This window comes from Candidatus Palauibacter sp., assembly GCF_965261555.1.
Lineage (GTDB): Bacteria > Gemmatimonadota > Gemmatimonadetes > Palauibacterales > Palauibacteraceae > Palauibacter.
On record NZ_OZ253465.1, the window covers coordinates 3,463,212 to 3,487,710 of the forward strand.

The window sequence follows — 24,499 nt, forward strand, 5'->3', positions numbered from 1 at the left end:
CCTTACTCGATGACCTGGGCGGTGCCGCCGGCCGCCTCGATCTTCTCACGGGCCGAGGCGCTGAAGGCGTGCGCGCGCACATCGACCGCCCGCCCGACGTCTCCGCGCCCGAGGATCTTCACGGGACGGTCCGTTCCGCGGATGACGCCGCTCGCGCGAAGCGTGCCGGGATCGATCCCGCTGCCCTCCACGCGATCCAGTTCCGAGAGATTGACGATGTGCCACTCGGTTCGCCGGTGCGGCTTGAATCCCCGCTTGGGCGTACGCCGGTAGAGCGGCATCTGGCCGCCCTCGAACCACGCCGGGATCGACGCGCCACTCCGTGACTTCTGGCCCTTGTGGCCGCGTCCCGACGTCTTGCCCGAGCCGGACCCGTGACCGCGGCCGCGACGTTTCGCCGAGGACTTCGAACCGCGGGGCGGAGAGAGATTGTCGAGCCCGATCCGCTCGCGTTCAGCCATCTTGTCCGACCTCCTCGACTTCAACGAGATGCGCCACCGCGTGGATCATCCCGCGTATCGCGCGGTTGTCCGGTTGCACCACCTGGTCCTGGTGGTGCTTGAGGCCGAGGGCGCGAAGCGTGTCGCGCTGCTTGCGCTGCGCTCCGAGACCGCTCTTCACCTGACGAATCCTCAGCCGCTCACCCACGCATGGCCTCCCGGATCGTGGCGACATCCACCCCGCGTTCGGCTGCAACCTGCTCCGGCGTGACCAGATCCTGCAGTCCACTCATCGTGGCGCGAACGATGTTGAGAGGATTGTTCGTGCCGAGGCTCTTCGTGAGGATGTCCTGCACGCCGGCGCACTCGAGTACCGCGCGGACCGGACCGCCGGCGATGACGCCGGTTCCCGGACCGGCGGGCTTGAGCAGCACCCGGCCCGCGCCGTGGCGCCCGAGGATTTCGTGAGGGATGGTCCCGTTCACGATCGGCACGACGACCATGGCCTGACGCGCCTGCTCGAATCCCTTGCGGATCGCCTCGGCAACCTCGTTCGCCTTGCCGAGAGCCATGCCGACACGGCCCTGCCCGTCACCGACCGCCACGAGCGCGGTGAACGAAAAGCGGCGGCCGCCTTTTACGACCTTCGAGACGCGATTGATGAAGATGACGTTCTCCTTGAAGTTGTCACCGTCGTCGCGCCGTTTTCCCCCTCTTGCCATGAAGCCCTCTCGTTAGAAGCGGAGACCGCCGTCGCGGGCGCCTTCGGCAAACGCCCGAACGCGGCCGTGATAGGGATACCCGCCGCGGTCGAACACGATCTCGCCCACGTCGGCCGCGACCGCCTTCTCCGCAAGTGTCCTGCCCGCAAGATAAGCGTCGGCGACCTTGCCGGAGCGTTCCCCGGCATCGCCGTCCGTGCCGGCAAGTGTCGAGACGCCGAGCAGCGTAACGCCACGATCGTCGTCCACCAGTTGGCCCTCGAGATGCCGCAGACTTCGGAACACAACGAGACGCGGCCGGCCGGCCGTTCCCCGGATCTTCTTCTTGATCCGGGCGTGTCGACGCGTCCGCAGCCGGTGCCTCTGTTTCGTCCGCCCCCTGATGTCCATCGTCTTCCCTCTGTCTGGTCTGCCGCTCAGGCTGTGGCCGTCGCCTTGCCGGCCTTGCGGCGCACGTACTCGCCCACGTAGCGGATGCCCTTCCCCTTGTACGGTTCGGGCGGTCGGATCGCGCGGATCTCCGCCGCCATCTGCCCGACCTTCTCCTTGTCGTTCCCCGACACCTTGACCAGCGTCGGCGACTCGACGCTCAACGTGATGCCCTCCGGAGGTTCGACGGTGACCGTATGGCTGTACCCGACGCTGAACACGACGGTGCCGCCCTTCTGTTCCGCCCGGTATCCGACGCCGTGGATCTCCAAACGCTTCTCGTACCCCTGGGACACGCCCGTGACCATGTTGGCGATCAGGGACCGCGTGAGTCCGTGCAGAGCCCGGTGCCGCGCCTCGTCGGAGGCACGTTTCACGGACACCGCACCCTCGGACTGCGTGATCTCCATATCGGGGTCGAACGACCGCTCGAGCGCACCCCGAGGGCCCTTCACCGTCACATGCGCGCCATCGATCCTCACCTCGACGCCGTCCGGCACGGGGATTGGCAGCTTTCCGATTCTCGACACGCTATCTGCTCCCTCGCGGGGGCGACCGCCGGCACCGACTCCCGGCAGCCCCGCTAGTAGATTCTCGCGATGATCTCCCCGCCGACATGCTGCCGACGGGCGTCGCGGTCCGTCATCAATCCGTTCGATGTCGACATGATCGCGATCCCCATCCCGGCCCGAACCTTGGGGATCGAGTTCGCGTCGACGTACTTCCTGAGGCCCGGCTTCGACACGCGTTCGAGCAGCCGGATCACCGGCCGCTCGTCCGACGTGTACTTGAGATACACGCGCAGACGGCCGTGCCGATCGTCGTCGAGCACCTTGTAGCCGCGAACGAAATGGTTCTCCGCCAGGATCCTGGCGATCTCGATCTTGATCTTCGAGAGCGGGATGTCGACGCGCCGGTGTCCGGCTCGGCCGGCGTTGCGGATGCGCGTCAGCATGTCCGCGATCGGATCGGTCATGCTCATCTCACCAACTCGCTTTCCGAACGCCCGGGATCTCTCCGCGGAGCGCCTGCTCCCGGAAACAGATCCGGCACAAACCGAACTTCCTCATGTAGGCGCGGGGCCGGCCGCAGCGATAGCAGCGCCGCACCTTGCGCGAACTGAACTTCGGCTTGCGGTTCGCCTTCACGATCAGTGCTGTCTTTGCCATTCAGCCTCTTCCCGCTAGATGACGACCGGAACCTCATCGCGAAACGGCATACCCATCTCGCGAAGCAGGACGAGTGCCTCGTCGTCCCGGTTGGTCGTCGTGACAAACGTGATGTTGAGCCCGTGAATCTTGACGATCTCGTCGTAATCGACTTCCGCGAAGACCATCTGCTCCCGGATTCCTACCGTATAGTTGCCGCGTCCATCGAACGCCCGGCTCTTGAACCCCCTGAAGTCCCTGATTCGGGGCACGGCCGTGCTGATGAACCGATCGAGGAACTCGTACATGCGTGCACCGCGAAGCGTCACCATCGTCCCGATCGGCATGCCTTCACGCAGACCGAAGTTCGAGATCGAGTTCCGCGCCCGCGTCACGACGGGCCGCTGGCCGCTGATCACCGCGATCTCGTTCGAGGCGGACTCGATCAGCCTCGGATTGTCCTTCCCTTCGCCGAGCCCGGCGTTGATCACGATCTTCTCGAGCCTGGGGATCTGGTGCGGGTTCGCGAAGCCGAAGGTATCGGCAAGCTTCGCCCGGACCGTGTCCTCGTAGTGTTTCCGCAGCCGCGGCTTTCCGTTTTCCGAACTCATCTTTCTCTAGCCCGCCGTCGGGATGGGGTCGTCACAACGCTTGCAGATCCGCTCGATCGTGCCGTCCGCATCGCGCTGGCGGCGTATCCGCGACGGCTCATCGCACTGGGGACACACGAGCATCACGTTCGAAGCGCTGATCGGCTCTTCGTAGGTCACGATGCCGCCTTCGGTGACCCCGCCCTTCGCGTTGGCCACGGGACGCTTGTGATGCTTGCGCATGTTCACGTCCTGCACCACGACGAGTCCCCGCGAAGGGATCGTGCGCAGCACCTGGCCCTGGGCGCCGACAAAGTTGCCCGCGATCACCCGGACCGTGTCTCCGGCTCTCATGTGCAGTTTCTTGCGTGTCATCTTCGGTTCAGATCCTCGTGCGACACCTCGCGGCCCGCGGCCGCTAGATCACTTCGGGGGCAAGCGACACGATCTTCATGAATCTCTTCTCGCGGAGTTCACGCGCCACCGGCCCGAAGATACGTGTGGCGGTCGGCTCTCCCGCGTCGTTGATGATCACCGCCGCGTTTTCGTCGAAGCGGATGTAACTGCCGTCGCGCCGCCGGCTCTCCTTTGCCGTTCGCACGACGACCGCCCGAACCACCTGTCCCTTCTTCACGTTCCCGTGCGGGGTCGCGTCCTTGATCGTCGCGACGATCACGTCGCCCACGCGGGCGTACCGGCGGCGCGACCCGCCGAGGACTCGAATGCAAAGAGCCCGGCGGGCACCGGAATTGTCCGCGATGCGGACCATCGATTCCTGCTGAATCATCTCGTCGTGCCCCCGTTACTCGGGACGCTGGACCAGCTCGAGCACGCGCCAGCGCTTGAGCCTGGAGAGCGGACGAGTCTCCTCGATCCGCACCAGGTCACCCACCCGATATTCGTTCTCTTCGTCGTGTGCCTGGTACCGCTTCCCGCGGCTTACCTGCTTGCCGTACAGCGGGTGCGCGAGCCGCCGCTCGACGGACACCACGACGGTCTTTTCCATGCGGTCGCTCACGACCGTTCCGAGCCGAACCTTGCGCCGGCCCTTCGTCGCCGATTGATCAGCCAACCTGATTCTCCTCGCTACGCGCCCGCTCGACCTGCACGGTCTTCAGTCGCGCGATCTCGCGACGCAACGTCTTCAGGAGCGACGGGTTCTCGAGTTCCTCGAACGCGGCCCGGTAGCGCAGACGAGCGATTTCGTCCTTCGCGCGGGCGAGTTCCTCGGCGAGTTCCTCGTCGGTGAATTCGCGAATCTCCATCGCCTCGAGCGACACCTAGTCCTCCCGCTCCAGAAAGCGTGTCTTGACCGGAAGCTTCGCCGACGCCAACTGCATTGCCCGCCGCGCGAGTTCGATGTCGACTCCCTCGATCTCGAACATCACCCGACCCGGCTTCACCGGCGCGACCCAGTACTCGGGGTTCCCCTTGCCCTTCCCCATCCGGGTCTCCGCGGGTTTCTGCGTGAGCGGCTTGTCCGGAAAGATGCGGATCCAGACCTTTCCGCCACGCTTGATGTGCCGCGTCATGGCGACTCGAGCGGCTTCGATCTGACGGTTCGTGATCCAGCCCGGTTCCACGGCCTGAAGCGCGTAGTCGCCGAACGAGACCTTGTTGCCGCGATGCGCGGCGCCGCGCATGCGCCCCTTCTGCTGTTTCCGGTACTTGATCCGCTTCGGTTGCAGCATCTGTCTCTATCCTCGCCCGCGACCCGCGCGGCGTCGCCCGCCCGCGGTGTACGTCTGACCACGGCGGTCCTCCACGATCTCGCCGTGGAAGATCCACACCTTCACGCCGATCGTACCGAACGTCGTCCGGGCCTGCCGCTCCGCGTAGTCGATGTCCGCGCGCAACGTGTGCAGCGGCACGCGCCCTTCGTGATAGCCCTCCGAGCGCGCGATCTCGGCCCCGCCGAGCCGCCCGCCGCACTGGATGCGGATGCCGCCGGCGCCCGCTCGCATCGCCGCCTGCACGGCCCGCTTCATCGCGCGGCGGAAGCTGATCCGCTGCGTCAACTGGTGGGCCACGTTGTCCGCCACGAGTTGAGCCTGGGTCTCCGGACGGCGAATCTCCTCGACGTTGACGGAAACTTCCGCGTCCGTCAGCAGGGCGAGTTCGTCACGCAGCTTGTCGACCTCGGCCCCGCGCTTGCCGATCACGACGCCGGGACGACCCGTGTGGATCGTGACGACGATCTTGGACGGCTTGCGCTCGATCTCCACCTGGGCGATCGCCGCATGACCGAGCCGCGCCTGCAGGTACTTCCGCAGCTTCTCGTCTTCCGCGAGCAGCTTCGGAAACTCCTTGCCCTGTGCGTACCAGCGCGACCGCCACGGCTTGACCGAGCCAAGCCTGAATCCGTACGGGTGTGTCTTCTGGCCCATTAGTCTCTCGTGTCCACGACGACCGTCACGTGACTGCTCCGCTTGAGCCGGGGGGTCGCCCTGCCGTAGGCGCGCGCTCGCCAGCGCCGAAGCGTCCTGCCTTCGTCGACGTACGCCTCGCGCACATAGAGTTCGTCCACGTCCAGCGTCTCCCCGCCCTCGTCCGCCCTGTAGACCGCATTGGCGACGGCCGAACGGAGCAGCTTTCCGATCGAGCGCGCCGCCTTCTTCTTCGAGAATTGCAGGATAGCGTACGCCTCGTTGATGTCCCGCCCGCGAATCTGGTCGATGACCAGACGCATCTTCCGGGCGGACATGCCGAGGTTCTTCGCCCTGGCTGTCGCCTGCATCAGACTCTGCCCCTCCGGTCTCGCGTGGAACCGGCGTGCCCGCGGAATGTCCGCGTCGTCGCGAACTCTCCGAGCTTGTGCCCCACCATGTTCTCCGTCACGTAGACCGGGATGAACTTGTTGCCGTTGTGCACCGCGAGCGTGTGCCCGACGAAGTCCGGGCTGATCGTCGAAGCCCGAGCCCATGTCTTGACGACCGACTTGTCTCCGGAATCGTTCATCCGCTGCACCTTCATAAGCAGCTTCTCATCGATGTACGGTCCCTTCTTCACGCTTCTCGGCATCGGATCTCTCGCTCCTACTTCGTGGCCCTGCCGCGCTTGCGGCCGCGCACGATCAGCTTGTCGCTCGGCTTGTGCTTCTTCCTCGTCTTGCGACCCTCCGGCTTGCCCCACGGCGACACGGGCGGACGACCGCCGGAACTGCGCCCCTCCCCGCCCCCGAGGGGATGGTCCACGGGATTCATCGCCACGCCGCGCACCTTGGGCCGCCGACCCTTCCACCTCGAGCGGCCCGCCTTTCCGGCTCGAATGAGTTCGTGGTCGACGTTGCCGACCTGCCCCACCGTGGCCCGGCAAGATTCCGGCACCATGCGCATCTCGGTGCTGGGGAGCCGCAAGGTGACCGTTCCCCGCTCCTTCGCGACGACCTGGACCGACGCGCCGGCCGAGCGGGCGAGTTGCGCGCCCTTGCCGGGGGCGAGTTCCACGCCGTGTACGACCGTCCCGAGCGGAACCTCGCCGAGCGGCAGACAGTTGCCCACGTTCGGGTCGATCCCGGACCCGGAGAGGATGGTGTCACCCACACCGAGACCCCGCGGGTGGAGGATGTAGCGCTTCTCCCCGTCCGCGTAGTGGATGAGCGCGATGCGGGCCGAGCGATTCGGATCGTATTCGATCTCCGCGATGACGCCGGGCACGCCGTCCTTCCTGCGCTTGAAGTCGATGCGGCGGTAACGCCGCTTGTGACCGCCCCCGCGCCTCCGGCTCGTGATATGTCCGTGGTGGTTGCGGCCGGACTTCTTCGGCAGACCCTCCGTCAGCGACTTCTCCGGCTCGCTGCGGGTGATTTCCTCGAAAGTCGATACGCTGCGGTATCGAGAGGCCGCCGTGACCGGCTTGAACTTGCGAATCGGCATCGATCAGGCTCCCTCCAGCACATCGACGGGACCGTCCGCAACTTCGATGATCGCCTTCTTCCAGTGCGGCCGACGGCCCATCGTGCGCCCCATGCGCTTCTTCTTCCCCCGCACGTTCATCGTGCGCACGGAGGTGACCCGCCTTCCCTCGAAGATCGCCTCGAAGGCGCGGCGGATCTCGATCTTGTTCGCGTCCGGCGCCACCTCGAACGTGTATTTGGGACGGGGTTCCACCTCGCCGAGGTCGATGCGCGCCTGGAGACGCCGTCCCACCCCGTCGGTCCCCTCCGACTGGAGGCTCGTGGATGTCTTCTCCGTGAAGAGCGGACGCAGGATGATCTCGTTCGGTGCGCGCGTCATGCTTCACCTTCCCCGGCGGAGTCCCCTGCCGCATCGAAGACCGACGACTCGACGAGTACCAGGTCGGACCAGAGGATGTCGTACGCCGACGCCTCTCCCCATGGGAGCACGCGCACGCCGGGCAGGTTTCTGGCCGACAGGTGGACGTCGGGTTTGTGGCCCGCCGTCAGGAAGAGGATGTTCTCCGAGCCGCGGCCGATGCCGGCCAGCAGGGCGGCGACGTGCCGGGTCTTCGGCGGATCGAAACCCAGAGGCTCGATGAGCGCGAGGTCGCCGTTCATGGCTCTCGTGTTGAGTGCGGAACGGATCGCCAGCCGACGGATCCGCCTCGGCACGCGCACGCGATAGGAGCGCGGCTGCGGGCCGAAGACGACCGAGCCGCCGCGCCACAGCGCCGACCGGATCGAACCGGCGCGGGCACGTCCCGTCCCCTTCTGCCGCCAGGGCTTCCGCGATCCTCCGCGAACGGTCGAGCGGGTCTTCGTCGATGCGGTCCCCTGTCGACGGTTCGCCAGCACGGCGGTGACGACCTGATGGAGCACGTCTTCGTTGACCACGCCGTCGAACGGCGTCTCGGGCAGGGCCCGCTCGGCCCCGGCCGTGCCGTCGGAACTGTACGTCGCGACTTTCATCGGCCCGGCCTCACCATGACGAGGTTGTTGCGCCCGCCCGGGACGGAACCCTGAACGATCAGAAGGTTCTTTTCGGCGTCGACCCGAATGATCCTCCGGCTCATCGCCGTACGCTGCGTCCCCCCCATGCGGCCCGCCATCTTCCGCCCCTTGATGACTCGGGACGGGTCCGTGCCGGCCCCGATCGAGCCCGGGGCTCTGAGAACGGACGTTCCGCCGTGCGAGCCGCGACCACCGCCGAAGCCGTGCCGCTTCACGACGCCCTGGAACCCGCGACCCTTGGTCGTGCCCGTCACGTTCACCCGCGACCCGGCATCGAACATGCCGACCGTGAGTTCCTGGCCCAGCTCGAGCTTCTCGCCTTCGAAGTCGAACTCCGCGAGAACGCGCGGTACGTAGTCGAGTCCGGCACGCGCGGCGTGGCCCGCCGTCGGCTTTCGCACGCGCCCTTCCTTCACGCGACCGAAGCCCAGCTGCACGGCATCGTATCCGTCGCGCTCGGCGGTCTTGATCTGGACGACCGGACAGGGTCCGACTTCCAGCACCGTGACGCCGACGGCCTTCCCGTCGTCGTCGAAGATCTGCGTCATGCCGATTTTGCGGCCGATCAACCCGGGCATCTCGCTACTCGACTTTGATTTCCACATCGACGCCGGCCGCGAGATCCAGCTTCGTCAGCGCGTCGATCGTCTGCGGACGGGAGTCATGGATATCGATGAGCCGCTTGTGCGTCTTCAGTTCGAACTGTTCCCGCGACTTCTTGTCCACATGCGGACTCCGCAGGACCGTGAACAGCTGACGGCGCGTCGGGAGCGGGATCGGCCCGCTGACGGACGCACCGGTCTTCTGCGCCGTCCGGACGATGTCCGCCGCCGTTTGGTCGATCACCGCTGGATCGAAGGCCTTCAGCCGAATCCGAATCTTCTGCGCCATATCTGTGCGCCGTCTCGTTTTCCGGGGCAGTCCGCTAGTCGTGGATGGCGGTGACGACCCCGGCGCCCACCGTCCGGCCTCCCTCGCGGATCGCGAACCGGAGGTTCTCCTCCATCGCGATCGGCGCGATCAGCTCCACCGCCATATTCACATTGTCCCCCGGCATCACCATCTCCACCCCCTCGGGCAGCTCCGCCGAGCCCGTCACGTCCGTCGTCCGGAAGTAGAACTGCGGACGGTACCCGTTGAAGAACGGCGTATGCCGCCCGCCCTCGTTCTTCGTCAGCACGTACACCTCCGCCGAAAACTTCCGGTGCGGTGTGATCGACCGAGGGTGAGCGACCACCATCCCCCGCTCCACCTCCGTCTTCGCCACCCCGCGAAGCAGAAGCCCCGCGTTGTCCCCCGCCTGACCCTCGTCCAGGATCTTCCGGAACATCTCCACGCCCGTCACCACCGTCTTCTTCTCCGAGCCCAGGCCCACCAGCTCCACGCCCTCGCCCGTCTTGACCACCCCGCGCTCGATCCGGCCCGTCACCACCGTCCCGCGACCCGTGATCGTGAACACGTCCTCCACCGGCATCAGGAACGGCTTGTCCGTCGCGCGCTCCGGAACCGGGATGTAGCTGTCCAACGCTTCCATCAACTCCCCGATGCACGCCGTCTCCGACGCCGACGGATCCCCGCTCTCCAAAGCCTGCAGCGCCGAGCCACGTACCACCGGCACGTCATCGCCGGGAAACTCGTACTCGCTCAGAAGCTCCCGTACCTCCAGCTCCACCAGGTCCAGCAACTCCTCGTCGTCGACCTGGTCCACCTTGTTCAAAAACACCACGATGTACGGCACGTTCACCTGGCGGGCCAACAAAATGTGCTCCCGCGTCTGCGGCATCGGTCCGTCCGCCGCCGACACCACCACGATCGCGCCGTCCATCTGCGCCGCGCCCGTGATCATGTTCTTCACGTAGTCCGCGTGGCCCGGGCAGTCCACGTGTGCGTAATGTCGCCCCGCCGACTCGTACTCCACGTGAGCCGTCGCGATCGTGATCCCCCGCTCCCGCTCCTCCGGAGCCTTGTCGATCTGATCGAACGCCACGTACTCCCCGTATCCCTTCTGTGCCTGTACCTGGGTGATCGCCGCCGTCAGCGTCGTCTTCCCGTGGTCCACGTGCCCGATCGTCCCCACGTTCACGTGCGGCTTCGTTCGCTCGAACTTTTCCTTCGCCATCGCCCCTCGTTCTCCTGTGTCTCGTCTGCGGCCTGCTCGCGGACGGCCCCTTCGCCGCCTACGAACCGTTGGCGGAGACGATCTCCGCCGTCTTGGAGCCCGGAACTTCCTCGTAGTGCGAAAACTGCATGGTGTAGACCGCGCGACCCTGACTGATCGAGCGCAGGGACGTCGCGTAGCCGAACATCTCCGACAGCGGCACCGACGCCCCGACGACCTGGGCCGACGAACGCTGGGTCATGCCGCCGATCTTGCCCCGTCGGCTGGAGAGGTCTCCCATCACATCCCCGAGATAATCGTCGGGTGTCACGACTTCCACGTTCATGACCGGCTCGAGCAGGACTGGTTGCGCCTTGCGCGCACCTTCCTTGAGCGCGATCGAGCCCGCGATCTTGAAGGCCATCTCGCTGGAATCGACCTCGTGGTACGAGCCGTCGATCAGCGTGGCCTTGATGTCGATGATCGGGTAGCCGGCGACGATCCCGGAATCCAGCGCCTCGCGAATCCCCTGTTCCACCGAGAGCACGTACTCGCGGGGCACGTTGCCGCCCCGGATCTCGGAGTCGAAGATGAAGCCGCCGCCGGGATCCGTGGGCTCGAGGTTGATGATCACGTGCCCGAACTGTCCGCGGCCGCCGGACTGCCGCACGAAGCGGCCTTCCACCTTGCGGACGGCCTTGCGGATCGTCTCGCGATAGGCGACCTGCGGACGGCCGACGTTCGCGTTGACCCTGAACTCGCGCTGGAGCCGGTCGACGATGATTTCGAGATGGAGTTCGCCCATCCCGCTGATGATCGTCTGCCCCGTCTCCTCGTCGGTGTAGACGCGGAATGTGGGGTCTTCCTCGGCAAGCTTCGCGAGAGCCCCCGACAGCTTCTCCTGGTCCGCTTTCGTCCGGGGCTCGATCGCCACCCGGATCACGGGCTCGGGGAAGCTCATCGACTCGAGCACGATCGGATCGGTCGCCGACGAGAGCGTATCTCCCGTCCGCGTATGCTTGAGTCCGATCGCGGCCGCGATGTCGCCCGCGAACACTTCGTCGCGCTCCTCGCGCTTGTTCGCGTGCATCTGGAGCAACCGGCCGAAGCGCTCCTTCCGCCCCCTGGACGAATTCAGCGCCTTCGAGCCGGCTTTCGCCGTTCCGGAATAGACTCGGAAGTACGTCAGACGTCCCACATACGGATCGGTCGCGATCTTGAACGCGAGGGCCGCAAACGGCGCTTCTTCGTCGGCTGCACGCTCGACCTCCGTCTCATCCTGCTGGGGGAGGTGGCCGGTGACGGGAGGGACATCGAGGGGAGAGGGGAGGAAGTCGATCACGGCGTCGAGCAGGCGCTGCACGCCTTTGTTCTTGAAGGCGGAGCCACACAGGATCGGCGTGATCCCGTTGGCCAGCGTCGCCTTCCGCACGGCACCGCGGATCTCATCCTCGGTGAGCTCTTCCCCTTCGAGGTACTTCTCGAGCATGGGTTCGTCGTATTCGACCGCGGCCTCGATGAGGGCGCTCCGCAACTCCGCCACCTCGTCCACCAGGGCGTCCGGCACGGGGCCTTCGGTCCAGCGCGCGCCCAGGGATTCATCGTCGTAGACGACCTTGACCTCGCGAATGAGGTCGACCATGCCCGTATAGAGTTCACCCTCGCCGAGGGGGATCTGAAGCGGATGCGCGTTCGCACCCAGGCGGTCGCGCATCATCCGGACGACGTTCATGAAGTCGGCGCCGACGCGGTCCATCTTGTTGACGAACGCGATGCGGGGGACACCGTACTTGTCGGCCTGCCGCCATACCGTCTCGGACTGCGGCTCCACGCCGCCGACGGCGCAGAAGAGGGCCACCGCACCGTCGAGCACGCGAAGGCTGCGCTCCACCTCGACCGTGAAGTCGACGTGCCCCGGCGTGTCGATGATGTTGATGCGGTAGGGTTCGCCGTCGTGCGTCCAGTTACAGGTGGTGGCGGCCGATGTAATCGTGATGCCGCGTTCCTGCTCCTGCTCCATCCAGTCCATCGTCGCGTCGCCATGATGCACTTCGCCCAAGCGATGCGTCCGGCCGGTGTAGAACAGCACCCGTTCGGTCGTCGTCGTCTTTCCGGCATCGATGTGCGCCATGATGCCGATATTCCGAAGCCGCTCGAGCGGCGTTCTTCTCTCCATGAGTCGATCTATTGGTCTCTATCTGCCGAACCTCGGGTGCCGGACGGACCCATTACCAGCGGTAGTGCGCAAACGCCTTGTTCGCGTCCGCCATCCGGTGCACGTCCTCTTTCTTCCTCACCGCCCCCCCGTCGCCGCGGGCGGCGTCGAGCAGTTCACCGGCGAGCCGCTGCGCCATTGTCTTGCCGGAGCGGGCACGCGAGTGCTGCACGAGCCATCGGCGCGCGAGTGAATCGCGCCGCCGGTACGACACTTCCATCGGTACCTGGTACGTCGCGCCACCTACGCGCCGGCTCCGAACCTCGAGGATCGGCTTCGCGTTCTGCAGCGCCTGCCGGAACACGTTCATCGCCGGCTGTCCCGTCTTCATTTCGATGTTCTGCATCGCATCGTAGAAGATCCGCTCGGCGAGGGACTTCTTCCCGTCCAGCATCAGCATGTTGATGAATTTCGTGACCTCCGTGCTCCCGTATCGGGAGTCCGGAATCACCTCACGCTGTTCGGCACGGTTTCGTCGTGGCATCTCGTTTCGCCATATCCGGCTCCGGGTTCATCCGGAGACTTCGCAATAAAGCCCGGCCACGGATTCCGAGGCCGGGCCCAACGGTGTTCGGCCCGCTCGAATTTCCGAGAGACTCCGAGCTATTTTCTCTTCTTCGAACCGTACTTCGACCGGCCCTGGTTCCTGTCGTCCACGCCCGACGCGTCGAGGGTCCCGCGGATGATGTGATAACGAACACCCGGCAGGTCCTTCACTCGTCCGCCCCGGATCAGCACGATGCTGTGTTCCTGGAGGTTGTGGCCCTCGCCTCCGATATACGCGGTGACCTCGTATCCGTTCGTGAGTCGCACGCGGGCGACCTTCCGCAGTGCCGAATTCGGCTTCTTCGGCGTCGTGGTGTACACGCGCGTGCACACGCCGCGCTTCTGGGGGTTTCCCTCCAGTGCCGGCGCCTTGCTCTTCTTCCGGACCTTCCTGCGGCCCTTGCGGACCAGCTGATTGATGGTCGGCATTCCCGCTCCATCGCTCCCTTCGGCCGCACCGGTGCGCCGATCACCGAACTCGGGGCCCGGCCGTTGGGGGTAAAAAAATCGGGGACGGATCCGAACCGCCCCCGCGGCGACTGCCGACCGGTCGGTCGACAGACAAGAGAGAGTAGTCTTGACGCCTCTCGGTGTCAAGCAACTTCCGTTGCGGAGAGGGGGTGCGGAGATCCCGTAAACGCACCCCCCGCTTCGGTGTCGAACGGACGTCAGGTCGTCAGAACCGCGCCCTCCTCCGCCACTGCGACCTCGTCTTCCTCAGCCTGGTCCCGAAGGTCCGAGAAGAGGCTCCGGGGCATCTCCTCAGGCACGACTCTGCGCCGCATCGAGTCGATCTGCTCCTTCAGCGCGTCGTCCACGAGGAATTCGATATCGGAGAATCGGTGCGTCCCCGTACCTGCCGGGACCAGATGCCCGATGATGATGTTCTCCTTGAGCCCCCTGAGGCGGTCCTTCGCTCCACGCACGGCGGCGTCGGTAAGCACGCGCGTCGTCTCCTGGAAGGAGGCCGCGCTGATGAAGGACTCCGTGGTGAGGCTCGACTTCGTGATCCCGAGCAGGATCGGCTCCGCCCGCGGGGGTTTGCCTCCACCTTCGAGGACCTCGCGCGTCGCGTCGCGGAACTCCATCCGATCCACATGCTCACCCTCGAGGAATTCCGTGCCGCCCGGATCCGTGATGCGGACCTTCTGCAACATCTGACGCACGATCACCGCGATGTGCTTGTCGTTGATCCGTACGCCCTGCAGGCGGTACACCTCCTGGATTTCGTTGAGCAGGTACTCCTGCACCGCCCGGGGTCCCCGGACCCGCAGGATGTCGTGCGGATTCACCGGACCCTCGGAGAGCCGGTCACCTGCCCGCACGAGGTCTCCTTCGTGCACGCGGAGGTGCTTGCCGACGGGGATCTGATACACCATCTCCTCGCCGTCGTCCATCGTCACGATGATCTCGCGCTTCCCGCGCTTGATTCCTCCGAACGATACGCGCCCGTCGACCTCGGTAATCGTCGCGGGATCCTTCGGCCTCCGCGCCTCGAACAGCTCGGCAACCCGCGGCAATCCACCCGTGATGTCGCGGGTCTTGTAGGCCTCGCGGCTGATCTTGGCGAGCGTCTCCCCCGCGTTGACGGCCTGTCCATCCTGCACGAGCAGCTGTGTGCCGACCGGCACGATGAACTCGCGCAGCTTGGCGCCCTTCCCGCTCACGATGTTGATGACGGGGTGGAGCTTCTTCTCCCGGTCGTCGATGATGACCTGCTGACGGCGCCCCGTCGCCTCGTCGAGTTCCTCGCGAACCGTCTCTTCCGGCACGATGTCCGTGAACCGGATCTTCCCCTTCTTGTCCGCCACGATGGGTTCGGAATAGGGGTCCCAGCCGAAGAGCAGATCCCCATGCGCCACGTCGGTGTCGTCCTCCACGAAGAGCGTTGCGCCGTAGGGGATGGCGAGCCGCGACAGGATGCGGTCGTCCGGCGTCTTCATGAGAAGTTCGCCCTCACGGCTTGTGACGATCGTATCGCCCGACGGACTCGTGACGGTCGTTACGCGCTCGAATGCGATCCGGCCTTCGAGCTTGGAGCGCCTCTGGGTCTGCGCCGCGATCCGTGCCGCCGTCCCTCCGATGTGGAAGGTCCTGAGCGTGAGCTGCGTCCCCGGCTCGCCGATCGACTGCGCCGCGAGGATTCCCGCCGCCTCACCGAGGTCGACGAGTTCCATCGTCGCGAGATTGCGGCCGTAGCACTGCTGGCAGATGCCCCGCCGCGACTCGCAGGTGAGGACCGACTTGATGCGAACCTGCTGGACGCCGCTCTCATCGATGGCCCGTGCCCGCGCCTCCGTGATCATGTCCCCGGCCTCGACGATGACTTCGTCGTCGATGGGGTCGATCACGGCTTCCGCCGCGATGTTGCCGGCGACGCGATCGGACAGCGGCTCGATGATGTCCTCGCCCTCCTTGAGCGCCGTGACGTCGAGCCCGAGGATCGTATTGCAGTCCTCCTCGATGATCGTGACATCCTGCGCCACATCGACGAGCCGGCGCGTCAGGTAGCCGGCGTCCGCCGTCTTGAGGGCGGTGTCGGCGAGCCCCTTCCGCGCGCCGTGCGTCGAGATGAAGTACTCGAGCACGCTGAGGCCCTCTCTGAAGTTGGAGCGGATCGGGCTCTCGATGATCTCGCCGATGCCGCCGGTCAGCTTCTTCTGGGGCTTGGCCATCAGGCCCCGCATTCCCGCGAGCTGCCGGATCTGGTCGCGGGAACCCCGGGCGCCCGAATCGAACATCATGAAGATCGGGTTGAAGCCGTGCCTCGATTGCTGGAGTCCGCGGACCATCGCGTCGGCGACGTCGTTGTTCGCGTGGGTCCATGCATCGATCACCTTGTTGTATCGTTCCCCGAAGGAGATCACGCCGCGGTGGTACGCCTTCGTGAACCGGTTCACGTCCTCCTGGGCCTCTCCGAGGATCTCCTGCTTCTCGGTCGGGATTTCCATGTCGTCGAGTCCGATGGAAACGCCGGCCTTCGTCGCGTTGCGGAATCCGAAATCCTTGAGTTGATCGAGGAACGACGTGGTGTCCTCGAGTCCCGCGAGCCGGAACGACCGGAAGACGAGGTCTCCCAGCGCACCCTTGCCCAGCGTCTCGTTCACGTACGGCACCCGGGAGGGCAGGATCGCGTTGAAGAGGGCGCGCCCGACGCTGGTCACGACCCACTTCCGCTCGACCTGGCCGTCGTCGGCCTCTTCGTCGACGAGCAGCCGAATCGGCAGGTGGTAGTCCGGCGTCCCCGCGGGCGAGCGCAGATATCCCGCTTCGAGCGCCATTTCAACCTGGTCCGCGCTCGCGAAGTGAGGGAGATCCGATCCCGCCTCGTATTCGTCGAAGTCCGGCCGGACCTTCGTCATGTAGTAGCAGCCGAGGACCATGTCCTGGGACGGCGACGCGATCGGCCGACCGTTCGCCGGCTTCAGAATGTTGTTGCTCGACAGCATGAGGATCCGCGCCTCGAGCTGCGATTCGAAGGACAGTGGAACGTGAACCGCCATCTGGTCGCCGTCGAAGTCCGCGTTGAACGCCGCGCACACGAGCGGGTGAATGCGGATGGCCTTCCCCTCCACGAGCACCGGCTCGAAGGCCTGGATCCCCAGCCGGTGAAGCGTCGGGGCCCGGTTCAGGAGCACCGGGTGATCCTTGATGATGTCCTCGAGAACCTCGTAGACCGTCGGGTCGTCGAGTTCGACGAGCTTCTTGGCGCGCTTCACCGTCTCGGCGTGCAGCCGCCGCTCGAGTTCATGGATGATGAACGGCTTGAACAGCTCGACGGCCATCTTCTTCGGCAGCCCGCACTGGTGAAGCCGGAGCTCCGGACCCACGACGATGACCGACCGGCCGGAATAGTCGACGCGCTTTCCGAGCAGATTCTGCCGGAACCGGCCCTGCTTGCCCTTGAGCATGTCCGACAGGGACTTGAGCGGCCGCTTGCCCCTTCCGCGAATCGCCTTGCCGCGGCGCCCGTTGTCGAACAGCGCGTCCACCGCCTCCTGGAGCATGCGCTTCTCGTTGCGCAGGATCACCTCCGGCGCGCGCATTTCCAGCAGCTTCTTGAGCCGGTTGTTCCGATTGATCACGCGACGGTAGAGGTCGTTGAGGTCCGACGTCGCGAACCGTCCGCCATCCAGCGGGACGAGGGGACGCAGATCCGGCGGGATCACCGGAATCACATCCATGATCATGTGCTCGGGGCTGTTGCGCTTCGAGACCTCGTCGTCGCTGTTGCGGATCGCGTCGATCACCTTGAGCCGCTTGAGCTTCTTCTTCTTCCGGTGCTTCGAGGTCTCGTGCACGACCTCGTAGCGCAGCTGCTCGGCGAGTTCGTCGACGTCGAGCTGCCCGAGCAGCGTCCGGATCCCTTCGGCCCCGATTTCGGCGCGGAATTCGGTATCTCCCTCCTCGCGCGCCTTGTCCGTCAGCTCCCAGTACTCATCCTCTTCCAGAACCTGCTTGAACTCGACATCCTGCCGGCCCGGCTCGGTGACGACGTGCGCGGCGTAGTAGATGACCTTCTCGAGATCCCGCAGCTTCATCCCGAGCAGGTAGCCCATCTGCGAAGGAAGCGTCTTGAAGAACCAGATATGGGCCACGGGGACCGCGAGTTCGATGTGACCCATCCGCTCGCGTCGAACCTTGGACAGCGTGACCTCGACTCCGCACTTGTCGCAGATGTGGCCGCGGTATCGGATCCGCTTGAATTTTCCGCAGTGGCACTCCCAGTCCTTGACCGGCCCGAAGATGCGCTCGCAGAAGAGGCCGTCGCGTTCCGGCTTGAACGACCGGTAGTTGATCGTCTCCGGCTTCGTGACCTCTCCGTGACTCCAGGAGCGGATCTCCTCGGGAGAGGCGAGCTTGATCTGAATCCAGTCGAACTCGGATGAACCCGCACTGCGATTTCGCGGAAAATCGATCATCTGTCACCCTCTTGTTTCGCTAGAACAGCGGCTCCGACTCGTCGCCGCCGAGCGTCACGCTCAGCCCCAGCGCCTGTAGTTCCTTGACGAGCACGTTGAAGCTCTCGGGCACCCCCGGCTTGGGCAGGTTGTCGCCCTTGACGATCGCCTCGTACACCCGGCTCCGTCCCGTCACGTCATCCGACTTGACGGTCAGCATCTCCTGCAGCGTATGGGCCGCACCGTAGGCTTCCAGCGCCCACACTTCCATCTCGCCGAAGCGCTGCCCTCCGAACTGCGCCTTGCCGGCCAGCGGCTGCTGCGTGACCAGGCTGTAGGGGCCGATGGAGCGCGCGTGGATCTTGTCGTCGACGAGGTGTGAGAGCTTCATCATGTAGATCTCGCCGACCGCGATGTCCGCCACGAACTCATCGCCCGTGCGACCGTCGCGCAGCCTCATCTTGCCGTTCGAACGCAGCCCCGCGCGCTCCATGAGCTCGACGACGGCCGCGTCCACACCCGAGGTGATCCTGCGCCGCCCCGAGAGCGCGGCGGTCTTCGGCCAGCCCTCGGATTCCAGCTTCGCCGCCGTCGTCGCGCCCGAGACATCGCGCACGACCCGGAGGACGAAGGCGGCCAGGCTCCGCAGGTACGAGGCGAGCTCGCCGCCTCCCTCGAGATAGGCGTCGAGCGTGCGTCCGAGACTGGCCGGGTCATCCGAGACCGGATCGTCTCCTTCCCGGGCCTGAATCTCGTTGACGAGCGCCTGGATCTTCTCGTAGGAGATTTCGGGCGGTTCCACGTCCGATCCGAGCGTGCGAGCCGCCCAGCAGGCGCCCCCGATCTTCAGGAGGGCGCCGATCTCATGCTCGGTCGCTCCCTGGAAGACGGGCGTATTCGCTTCGAAGCCGAGAGCCCGGGCCGCCCAGCCCAGCGTGGTCTCGAGAATCTGTCCCACGTTCATCCGGCTCGGTACGCCGAGCGGATTGAGTACGATCTCGATGGACTGTCCGTCGGGCAGGACCGGCATGTCCTCTTCGGGAACCACGCGGGCGATGATGCCCTTGTTCCCGTGCCGGCCGGCCATCTTGTCTCCCACCGAGATCTTTCTTTTCTCCGCGAGGTAGACCTTCACGAGCTGGACGACGCCCGGGGACAACTCGTCGGGCTGGAAGATCTTGTCGATTCCCTCTTCCGTGCGCTCGCGTATCCGCTCCACCCGCGTGCGCGCCTCGGCCTCCACGCGGCGGATCAGGTCGTTGGACTTCTCCGTCTTCACCTTCAGCGTCGAGAGGTCGATCTCTCCCAGGTCGATGCTCCGAAGCTTCGTCTTCGTCAGCTTGGTGCCCTCGGCGAAGAGCGGTTCGAGGGAACCCCGGCCGAGGCAGAGAACGACCGTCTCCCCCTGAAGCAGTTCCAGGATCTCCTCGTCCCGGGCTTCCATCACCCGTGCGATTTCTTCGCGCTCGCCCTCGCGCAGTTCGGCGATTCGCTCGCCGTGCTCCCGTTCCAGGAGCGGATCGTCGATCCGCCTCGAGAAGATCTTGACGTCGATCACGGTCCCCTCGACGCCGGGGGGAACGCGCAGCGAACTGTCCTTCACATCCTTCGCCTTCTCGCCGAAGATCGCCGTCAGCAGCTTTTCTTCGGGGGAAAGCTCGGTCTCCCCCTTCGGGGTGATCTTGCCGACGAGGATGTCCCCCGAGCGGACCGCGGCACCGATGCGGACGATCCCCCGGTCGTCGAGGTCGACGAGCGCTTCCTCGGCCACGTTGGGGATCTCGCGCGTTATCTCCTCCATCCCGCGCTTCGTGTCCCGGACGTGGAGTTCGAGTTCCTGGATGTGGACCGACGTGTAGACGTCCCCCTTGACCAGCTTCTCGCTGATCACGATGGCGTCCTCGAAATTGTGGCCGAACCAGGGCATGAACGCGACAAGCGCGTTACGTCCGAGCGCGAGCGAGCCGCCGTCCGTGCCGGCACCGTCCGCGATCACGTCGCCCGCTTCCACGCGGTCCCCGACCCGGACGATCGGCCGCTGGTTGATCGCCGTGTCCTGATTCGTGCGCCAGAACTTCCTGAGCCGATAGGAGTCGTACTGCGTGAGGCGGGCGAGCGGGATCTCGCCGGCCGCCCGTCGGGGCTTGCCGGTGTCGACCTCGACCTCGTCCGCCGTGACCCGCGTCACCGTCCCGGCGCGGCGCGCAAGTACCACCGCGCCGGAGTCCCGGGCCACCTTGCCCTCCAGGCCCGTACCCACGAGCGGACGCTCGGGGAAGAGGAGCGGCACGGCCTGCCGCTGCATGTTCGACCCCATCAGCGCCCGGTTCGCATCATCGTGCTCGAGGAACGGAATGAGCGCGGGCGACACGGCCACCAGCTGATCGGGCGCGACATCCATGAAGTCGATCTCCTCCGGCGGCAGCAGCGGATAGTCGTCGCGCCGCCGGCAGAGGACGAGCGAGCGGGCGAACGTCCCATCGGGGTTGAGTTCGGCGTTCGCCTGCGCGACGGAGTATTCCTCCTCTTCGCTCGCCGAGAGCCAGACGATTTCGTCCTGGGAGACCCGCTCGTTCACCACCCTGCGGTAGGGGGTCTCGAGGAAGCCCAGCTCGTTCAGGCGGGAGTAGGTGGTCACCGACGTGATGAGCCCGATGTTCGGCCCCTCCGGGGTTTCGATCGGACACATCCGCCCGTAGTGCGAGTAGTGCACGTCCCGCACCTCGAAGCCCGCGCGCTCCCGCGTCAGCCCGCCCGGACCCAGCGCGCTCAGGCGTCGCTTGTGCGTGAGCTCGGAGAGCGGGTTCGTCTGATCCATGAACTGGCTGAGCTGCGAACTCCCGAAGAAGGCCTGGATGACGGCGCTTACCGTACGCGCGTTCACGAGGTCGTCGATGGAGATCTTCTCGGGGTCGCTGTTGATCGACATCCGCTCGCGGACGAGGCGGGCCATGCGCGACAGTCCGACGGAAAACTGGTTCGCGATGAGCTCGCCGATGGACCGCACGCGGCGGTTCCCCAGGTGGTCGATGTCGTCCGTGTATCCGCGGCCCTCGTGCAGTTCGACCAGGTAGCGGACGATCGCCACGAAGTCGGACGGGTCCAACACCACGAGATCGCCCGCGGGGATATCGAGGCCGAGCAGCCGGTACACGTCCTTGAGCCGGTGGTTGATCTTGTGTCGCCCCACCCGGCCCAGGTCGTATCGCTTGGGGTTGAAAAAGAGCCGGTCGAGCGCGCCCCGGGCCGTCGCCAGGTTCGGCGCCTCGCCGGGCCGGACGAGAGAATAGATGGAGTGAAGCGCGGCCGCCTCGCTCGCCGTCGGATCCTTCGCGAGCGTATTGCGCAGCAGCGGGGACTCCCCGCGCGGACCGCCCGTGAACACCAGGGCCTCGCGAGCCTTCTCCGCCTTGAGTTGCGCGAACAGACTCGAATCGAAGCGCGCCCCTTTCTCGGCCAGGACTTCTCCGGTGTCCTCGGCCACGACATCGGCGGCGAGTTGCGGACTCGAACTCCAGTCGCGGCGCATCGCGAGGTCCTCGTAGGTCCCGCGCAGCGGTACGAACGTCGCGCTCGAGTACACCTCCACCTCGGACACACCCGCGCGCACGAGGCGTTCGAGGGCTTCTTCGCTCAGCGTCTCCCCACGGCGCACGATGAAGGCATCTTCCTCCTCGAACACCTCGACACTTGTGATCTCCTGATCGAGGATGCGCTGCATCAACTCCGCATCGAGCGGATCACCGAGAGCCGCAACCGGCTCCCCGCCATCCGCGCCGGGAAGGTCGTCCGCCAGCCAGTGCGGGGCGTCCGGCGCGGGCTCGTAGCCGCGCAGTTCCAGCGCCTCGGGGTCCTCCCCGAAGTCCGGGTTCGCGATGCTCCGGGCCACCAGCGTGCCCGTAACCTCGCGATGCGTCGACGCCTCATCATCATCCTCCGCGTCGATCCGCACGAGCCGACGCCGGCAAAAGCACTCGAGGATGTCCACGTCCCGCCCGTAGCCGAACGCCCGTAGAAGTGCGGTAGCGGGGAATTTCTTCTTCTTGTCGATGTGGACGTGGATGACGTCGTGGATATCGAGGGTGAATTCGACCCAGGATCCGCGGAACGGGATGATCCGCGACGAGAAAAGACGCGTGCCGTTGGGGTGCAGCGTCTCTTCGAATACGACGCCGGGGGAACGGTGAAGCTGGCTCACGATGACCCGCTCCGCTCCGTTCACGACGAACGTTCCCTGCTCCGTCAGGAGCGGCAGATCCCCGAGATAGACTTCCTTCTCCAGGATATCGCCGGGACGCTTTTCGTCGTCCTTGCCGACCGTCTCGAAGATGACCAGCCGGAGCCGCGCCTTCAGCGGCGCGGAGTAGGTCATGTCGCGCTCGATGCACTCCTCGACCTCGTACTTCGGGTCTCCGAGAGAGTAGCTGACGAACTCCAGCGAGAAGTTCTCGTTGACGTCCGTGATCGGGAAGATCTCCCGAAACACACGCTCGAGACCGAGGTCCCGGCGCTCCTCCTCCATCGCCTTCGATTGCAGCAGACGCTCGAACGCCTCCCGCTGCACGTCCAGGAAATGCGGCATGTGCATGGGGCGGGCGAGCTTGTCGAACGAGACCGCAGGTCTGCCGTTGGCCGTCAAATCGTACCTCCCGCGGAGAACCCCGCGAGTACATGGGAGATGCGGAAATACCGGAGACCGCCCGGAAGCGGTCGCGCCGGTTCGTGCACGGTGTGAGGTCGGACCCCTGCGTCATCGGCCCGGCTGCGGTCTCTCCGCAGTCCGGAACCGACCGGATGATCGACGCCGGGGCCTGCCACGCTCTTCAGCGCGGCTACTTGAGATCCGCCGTGGCGCCCTGCTCTTCGAGCTTGGCCTTGATCTCCTCCGCCTCCTCCTTGGACACGCCTTCCTTGACGGGTCCGGGGGCGTTGTCGACGACGGCTTTCGCTTCCTTGAGACCCAGGCTCGTCACTTCGCGCACGACCTTGATCACCTGGATCTTCTTGCTGCCCACCGCCGTGAGGACGACATCGAACTCCGTCTGCTCCTCCTCGGCGGCGTCCCCTGCGCCGCCGGGAGCGGCGGCGACGGCGACCGGCGCCGAGGCCGACACGCCGAAGGTCTCCTCCATCTTGTCTTTCAGCTCGGCGGCTTCGAGCACCGTCAGCGAGCCGATCTGCTGCAGAAGGTCGTCGATTTTGGACATGTTCTTCCGTTCCCTGGATCCTGTATGCATTCCACACGCCCGCACGTCACGGGCATGCGCCCCACTTCAGGCGGACTCGTTCTTCCTTCCGACCTGTTCGATCATGTCTGCGATATCGCGGAAGAGCGCATTCAGAGCGCCGGCCATGCCGCCGACGCTCGCCGTGAGCCCGCCCGCGATGGCGCCGAGCAGAACCTCGCGCGACGGAAGATCGGCGATGCGCCCCACTTCCTCCGGCGATGTCTCCACCCGATTGATGACGCCGACCTTCACCACCGGCCGATCCTCGTTCGCTTTCGCGAATTCCTTCAGGACCCTGGCCGGCGCGACCGGGTCGGCGTCGCTGAGGATGAGTCCCGTCGGACCCTCGAGATGGGCGCTCAGATCCGGGAGATCCAGATCCTCGAGCGCCCGCTTCATGAGGGTGTTCTTCACGACCCGATAGCTCAGGCCCTCGTCTCGGAGTCGCGTTCGGAAATCCGTGATCGCCTTCACGTTCAGCCCGGTGAAGTCGGTCAGGTAAATCGTCCCGCTCTCTTCGATCTGCGCAGTGAGTTCCTGCGTGACGCGCTGCTTTTCTTCGAGTCTCATGGATCTATCGGTACAGGTCCTCGTCGACGGAAACACCGAGACCCATCGTGCTGGTCACGGTCACGCTCTTCACATACCGGCCCTTCGCCGCGGCGGGCTTCAACCGCACGATCTCGTCCATGAGGGCATCGAGATTCTCGTTCAGCTGGTCGAGTTCGAAGCTCACTTTTCCGATCGGCGCATGTACGTTGCCGGTACGGTCCACGCGGAATTCGATCTTGCCCGCCTTCGATTCGCGCACGGCCCGACTCACGTCCATGGTGACCGTGCCGGCCTTCGGCGTGGGCATGAGGCCCCGCGGGCCGAGGATCCGGCCCAGCCTGGCAACGTCCTTCATGAGATCCGGCGTCGCGATCGCCACATCGAAATCGAGCCAGCCCTCCTGAATCTGCTCGATGTAGTCGGTCCCCGCGTAGTCCGCGCCGGCCTCCTTCGCCTCGGCCTCCCGGTCCGCCTTCACGAGGGCGAGCACGCGCACCTTGCGGCCCGTGCCCGCAGGCAGGATGACCGTGCCGCGCACGATCTGGTCCGCCTTGCGCGGGTCCACGCCGAGGCGCACCGCGGCCTCGACCGTCTCGTCGAAGTTCGCGAACGCCGTTTTCTGCACGCGCTCGAGCGCCTCGCGCGGCGCGAGGGCGCCGTTCGACGGAGCGGCCTCTACGGCGGAGCGGTATTTCTTGCCGTGTTTCGGCATGTTTCCCGG

Annotated in this window: 30 protein-coding genes; all 30 read right to left on the reverse strand. The window is 65.7% G+C overall.

Translation table 11 applies throughout. The features are described from left to right. Positions 1-2: 2 nt before the first annotated feature. The 30 genes from rplO to rplA all read right to left on the reverse strand — a co-directional run bounded on the left by rplO (position 3) and on the right by rplA (position 24,490). Positions 3-443: a 50S ribosomal protein L15 gene (gene rplO / locus ACQY5G_RS15020; RefSeq protein ID WP_420617440.1), complete on the reverse strand. Its 441-nt coding sequence runs from the start codon at positions 441-443 to the stop codon at positions 3-5. A 10-nt stretch (positions 444-453) separates the two neighbouring features. Then, complete coding sequence (rpmD, locus tag ACQY5G_RS15025; RefSeq protein WP_428275322.1) at positions 454-648, reverse strand: 50S ribosomal protein L30; 195 nt, start codon at positions 646-648, stop codon at positions 454-456. After that, on the reverse strand, positions 641-1,162 hold the full coding sequence (gene rpsE, locus ACQY5G_RS15030; protein WP_310756594.1) for a 30S ribosomal protein S5: 522 nt from the start codon (positions 1,160-1,162) through the stop codon (positions 641-643). Before rpsE ends, rpmD begins: the two co-directional genes overlap by 8 nt. A 12-nt stretch (positions 1,163-1,174) precedes the next feature. Continuing rightward, on the reverse strand, positions 1,175-1,552 hold the full coding sequence (gene rplR / locus ACQY5G_RS15035) for a 50S ribosomal protein L18 (RefSeq protein WP_428275324.1): 378 nt from the start codon (positions 1,550-1,552) through the stop codon (positions 1,175-1,177). A gap of 26 nt (positions 1,553-1,578) precedes the next feature. Beyond that, positions 1,579-2,121 (reverse strand): 50S ribosomal protein L6, encoded by a 543-nt coding sequence (gene rplF / locus ACQY5G_RS15040; protein ID WP_420616329.1) that lies wholly within the window; start codon positions 2,119-2,121, stop codon positions 1,579-1,581. A 53-nt stretch (positions 2,122-2,174) separates the two neighbouring features. Beyond that, on the reverse strand, positions 2,175-2,573 hold the full coding sequence (gene rpsH, locus ACQY5G_RS15045; protein WP_343218935.1) for a 30S ribosomal protein S8: 399 nt from the start codon (positions 2,571-2,573) through the stop codon (positions 2,175-2,177). Between the two features lies 1 nt (position 2,574). Further along, on the reverse strand, positions 2,575-2,760 hold the full coding sequence (locus ACQY5G_RS15050) for a type Z 30S ribosomal protein S14 (RefSeq protein ID WP_419859475.1): 186 nt from the start codon (positions 2,758-2,760) through the stop codon (positions 2,575-2,577). A 14-nt stretch (positions 2,761-2,774) separates the two neighbouring features. Further along, positions 2,775-3,350 carry a 50S ribosomal protein L5 gene (gene rplE / locus ACQY5G_RS15055; RefSeq protein WP_420616328.1) on the reverse strand — a complete coding sequence of 192 codons (576 nt, stop codon included), beginning with the start codon at positions 3,348-3,350 and terminating at the stop codon, positions 2,775-2,777. 6 nt (positions 3,351-3,356) lie between these two features. After that, on the reverse strand, positions 3,357-3,704 hold the full coding sequence (gene rplX / locus ACQY5G_RS15060) for a 50S ribosomal protein L24 (RefSeq protein ID WP_420616327.1): 348 nt from the start codon (positions 3,702-3,704) through the stop codon (positions 3,357-3,359). Between the two features lie 43 nt (positions 3,705-3,747). Next, positions 3,748-4,116: a 50S ribosomal protein L14 gene (rplN, locus tag ACQY5G_RS15065; protein ID WP_310785628.1), complete on the reverse strand. Its 369-nt coding sequence runs from the start codon at positions 4,114-4,116 to the stop codon at positions 3,748-3,750. Positions 4,117-4,131: 15 nt separating this feature from the next. Further along, positions 4,132-4,335, reverse strand: a complete 204-nt coding sequence (gene rpsQ / locus ACQY5G_RS15070; protein ID WP_428278714.1) for a 30S ribosomal protein S17 — start codon at positions 4,333-4,335, stop codon at positions 4,132-4,134. Positions 4,336-4,393: 58 nt separating this feature from the next. Next, positions 4,394-4,609, reverse strand: a complete 216-nt coding sequence (rpmC, locus tag ACQY5G_RS15075) for a 50S ribosomal protein L29 (RefSeq protein ID WP_419859473.1) — start codon at positions 4,607-4,609, stop codon at positions 4,394-4,396. Beyond that, entirely contained in the window at positions 4,610-5,020 is a 411-nt protein-coding gene (rplP, locus tag ACQY5G_RS15080) for a 50S ribosomal protein L16 (protein WP_310785622.1), read from the reverse strand. 6 nt (positions 5,021-5,026) lie between these two features. After that, positions 5,027-5,716 (reverse strand): 30S ribosomal protein S3, encoded by a 690-nt coding sequence (gene rpsC, locus ACQY5G_RS15085; RefSeq protein ID WP_420616325.1) that lies wholly within the window; start codon positions 5,714-5,716, stop codon positions 5,027-5,029. Beyond that, positions 5,716-6,066 carry a 50S ribosomal protein L22 gene (rplV, locus tag ACQY5G_RS15090; protein ID WP_420616324.1) on the reverse strand — a complete coding sequence of 117 codons (351 nt, stop codon included), beginning with the start codon at positions 6,064-6,066 and terminating at the stop codon, positions 5,716-5,718. Before rplV ends, rpsC begins: the two co-directional genes overlap by 1 nt. Then, positions 6,066-6,350 carry a 30S ribosomal protein S19 gene (gene rpsS / locus ACQY5G_RS15095; protein WP_428275330.1) on the reverse strand — a complete coding sequence of 95 codons (285 nt, stop codon included), beginning with the start codon at positions 6,348-6,350 and terminating at the stop codon, positions 6,066-6,068. The genes rplV and rpsS overlap by 1 nt, the downstream gene beginning before the upstream one ends. A 14-nt stretch (positions 6,351-6,364) precedes the next feature. Then, complete coding sequence (gene rplB, locus ACQY5G_RS15100) at positions 6,365-7,204, reverse strand: 50S ribosomal protein L2 (RefSeq protein WP_428275332.1); 840 nt, start codon at positions 7,202-7,204, stop codon at positions 6,365-6,367. A 3-nt stretch (positions 7,205-7,207) separates the two neighbouring features. Further along, the gene (gene rplW, locus ACQY5G_RS15105) at positions 7,208-7,564 is read right to left on the reverse strand and encodes a 50S ribosomal protein L23 (protein WP_420616321.1); all 357 of its coding nucleotides are present in this window, start codon (positions 7,562-7,564) and stop codon (positions 7,208-7,210) included. Further along, positions 7,561-8,196 (reverse strand): 50S ribosomal protein L4, encoded by a 636-nt coding sequence (rplD, locus tag ACQY5G_RS15110; RefSeq protein WP_420616320.1) that lies wholly within the window; start codon positions 8,194-8,196, stop codon positions 7,561-7,563. Before rplD ends, rplW begins: the two co-directional genes overlap by 4 nt. Beyond that, on the reverse strand, positions 8,193-8,816 hold the full coding sequence (gene rplC / locus ACQY5G_RS15115) for a 50S ribosomal protein L3 (protein ID WP_428275335.1): 624 nt from the start codon (positions 8,814-8,816) through the stop codon (positions 8,193-8,195). The genes rplD and rplC overlap by 4 nt, the downstream gene beginning before the upstream one ends. 4 nt (positions 8,817-8,820) lie before the next feature. Then, the gene (gene rpsJ, locus ACQY5G_RS15120; protein WP_310756558.1) at positions 8,821-9,129 is read right to left on the reverse strand and encodes a 30S ribosomal protein S10; all 309 of its coding nucleotides are present in this window, start codon (positions 9,127-9,129) and stop codon (positions 8,821-8,823) included. A gap of 34 nt (positions 9,130-9,163) precedes the next feature. Further along, entirely contained in the window at positions 9,164-10,357 is a 1,194-nt protein-coding gene (gene tuf / locus ACQY5G_RS15125) for an elongation factor Tu (RefSeq protein ID WP_428275337.1), read from the reverse strand. A gap of 58 nt (positions 10,358-10,415) precedes the next feature. Then, positions 10,416-12,512 carry an elongation factor G gene (gene fusA, locus ACQY5G_RS15130; RefSeq protein WP_428275339.1) on the reverse strand — a complete coding sequence of 699 codons (2,097 nt, stop codon included), beginning with the start codon at positions 12,510-12,512 and terminating at the stop codon, positions 10,416-10,418. Between the two features lie 52 nt (positions 12,513-12,564). Further along, positions 12,565-13,035, reverse strand: coding sequence for a 30S ribosomal protein S7 (rpsG, locus tag ACQY5G_RS15135; protein ID WP_420616317.1), 471 nt, complete (start codon positions 13,033-13,035; stop codon positions 12,565-12,567). 119 nt (positions 13,036-13,154) lie between these two features. Then, positions 13,155-13,526, reverse strand: coding sequence for a 30S ribosomal protein S12 (gene rpsL, locus ACQY5G_RS15140; protein ID WP_310779551.1), 372 nt, complete (start codon positions 13,524-13,526; stop codon positions 13,155-13,157). Between the two features lie 239 nt (positions 13,527-13,765). Beyond that, positions 13,766-18,019, reverse strand: coding sequence for a DNA-directed RNA polymerase subunit beta' (gene rpoC / locus ACQY5G_RS15145; RefSeq protein ID WP_428275342.1), 4,254 nt, complete (start codon positions 18,017-18,019; stop codon positions 13,766-13,768). Positions 18,020-18,038: 19 nt separating this feature from the next. Next, the gene (gene rpoB / locus ACQY5G_RS15150; protein ID WP_428278715.1) at positions 18,039-22,586 is read right to left on the reverse strand and encodes a DNA-directed RNA polymerase subunit beta; all 4,548 of its coding nucleotides are present in this window, start codon (positions 22,584-22,586) and stop codon (positions 18,039-18,041) included. Positions 22,587-22,830: 244 nt separating this feature from the next. Then, on the reverse strand, positions 22,831-23,205 hold the full coding sequence (rplL, locus tag ACQY5G_RS15155) for a 50S ribosomal protein L7/L12 (protein WP_310782659.1): 375 nt from the start codon (positions 23,203-23,205) through the stop codon (positions 22,831-22,833). Positions 23,206-23,271: 66 nt separating this feature from the next. Further along, entirely contained in the window at positions 23,272-23,796 is a 525-nt protein-coding gene (gene rplJ, locus ACQY5G_RS15160) for a 50S ribosomal protein L10 (RefSeq protein ID WP_428275344.1), read from the reverse strand. Positions 23,797-23,800: 4 nt separating this feature from the next. Next, positions 23,801-24,490, reverse strand: coding sequence for a 50S ribosomal protein L1 (gene rplA, locus ACQY5G_RS15165; RefSeq protein WP_420616313.1), 690 nt, complete (start codon positions 24,488-24,490; stop codon positions 23,801-23,803). Positions 24,491-24,499: the final 9 nt, after the last annotated feature.

Bases quoted from the DNA above. Each gene is read 5' to 3' on its own strand.
- rpsE (WP_310756594.1), bottom strand. From the start codon at position 1,162: ATGGCAAGAGGGGGAAAACGGCGCGACGACGGTGACAACTTCAAGGAG.
- rplR (WP_428275324.1), bottom strand. From the start codon at position 1,552: ATGGACATCAGGGGGCGGACGAAACAGAGGCACCGGCTGCGGACGCGT.
- rpsH (WP_343218935.1), bottom strand. From the start codon at position 2,573: ATGAGCATGACCGATCCGATCGCGGACATGCTGACGCGCATCCGCAAC.
- ACQY5G_RS15050 (WP_419859475.1), bottom strand. From the start codon at position 2,760: ATGGCAAAGACAGCACTGATCGTGAAGGCGAACCGCAAGCCGAAGTTC.
- rplE (WP_420616328.1), bottom strand. From the start codon at position 3,350: ATGAGTTCGGAAAACGGAAAGCCGCGGCTGCGGAAACACTACGAGGAC.
- rplX (WP_420616327.1), bottom strand. From the start codon at position 3,704: ATGACACGCAAGAAACTGCACATGAGAGCCGGAGACACGGTCCGGGTG.
- rplN (WP_310785628.1), bottom strand. From the start codon at position 4,116: ATGATTCAGCAGGAATCGATGGTCCGCATCGCGGACAATTCCGGTGCC.
- rpsQ (WP_428278714.1), bottom strand. From the start codon at position 4,335: ATGGAAAAGACCGTCGTGGTGTCCGTCGAGCGGCGGCTCGCGCACCCG.
- rplP (WP_310785622.1), bottom strand. From the start codon at position 5,020: ATGCTGCAACCGAAGCGGATCAAGTACCGGAAACAGCAGAAGGGGCGC.
- rpsC (WP_420616325.1), bottom strand. From the start codon at position 5,716: ATGGGCCAGAAGACACACCCGTACGGATTCAGGCTTGGCTCGGTCAAG.
- rplV (WP_420616324.1), bottom strand. From the start codon at position 6,066: ATGCAGGCGACAGCCAGGGCGAAGAACCTCGGCATGTCCGCCCGGAAG.
- rpsS (WP_428275330.1), bottom strand. From the start codon at position 6,350: ATGCCGAGAAGCGTGAAGAAGGGACCGTACATCGATGAGAAGCTGCTT.
- rplB (WP_428275332.1), bottom strand. From the start codon at position 7,204: ATGCCGATTCGCAAGTTCAAGCCGGTCACGGCGGCCTCTCGATACCGC.
- rplW (WP_420616321.1), bottom strand. From the start codon at position 7,564: ATGACGCGCGCACCGAACGAGATCATCCTGCGTCCGCTCTTCACGGAG.
- rplD (WP_420616320.1), bottom strand. From the start codon at position 8,196: ATGAAAGTCGCGACGTACAGTTCCGACGGCACGGCCGGGGCCGAGCGG.
- rplC (WP_428275335.1), bottom strand. From the start codon at position 8,816: ATGCCCGGGTTGATCGGCCGCAAAATCGGCATGACGCAGATCTTCGAC.
- rpsJ (WP_310756558.1), bottom strand. From the start codon at position 9,129: ATGGCGCAGAAGATTCGGATTCGGCTGAAGGCCTTCGATCCAGCGGTG.
- tuf (WP_428275337.1), bottom strand. From the start codon at position 10,357: ATGGCGAAGGAAAAGTTCGAGCGAACGAAGCCGCACGTGAACGTGGGG.
- fusA (WP_428275339.1), bottom strand. From the start codon at position 12,512: ATGGAGAGAAGAACGCCGCTCGAGCGGCTTCGGAATATCGGCATCATG.
- rpsG (WP_420616317.1), bottom strand. From the start codon at position 13,035: ATGCCACGACGAAACCGTGCCGAACAGCGTGAGGTGATTCCGGACTCC.
- rpsL (WP_310779551.1), bottom strand. From the start codon at position 13,526: ATGCCGACCATCAATCAGCTGGTCCGCAAGGGCCGCAGGAAGGTCCGG.
- rpoC (WP_428275342.1), bottom strand. From the start codon at position 18,019: ATGATCGATTTTCCGCGAAATCGCAGTGCGGGTTCATCCGAGTTCGAC.
- rpoB (WP_428278715.1), bottom strand. From the start codon at position 22,586: ATGCACATGCCGCATTTCCTGGACGTGCAGCGGGAGGCGTTCGAGCGT.
- rplL (WP_310782659.1), bottom strand. From the start codon at position 23,205: ATGTCCAAAATCGACGACCTTCTGCAGCAGATCGGCTCGCTGACGGTG.
- rplJ (WP_428275344.1), bottom strand. From the start codon at position 23,796: ATGAGACTCGAAGAAAAGCAGCGCGTCACGCAGGAACTCACTGCGCAG.
- rplA (WP_420616313.1), bottom strand. From the start codon at position 24,490: ATGCCGAAACACGGCAAGAAATACCGCTCCGCCGTAGAGGCCGCTCCG.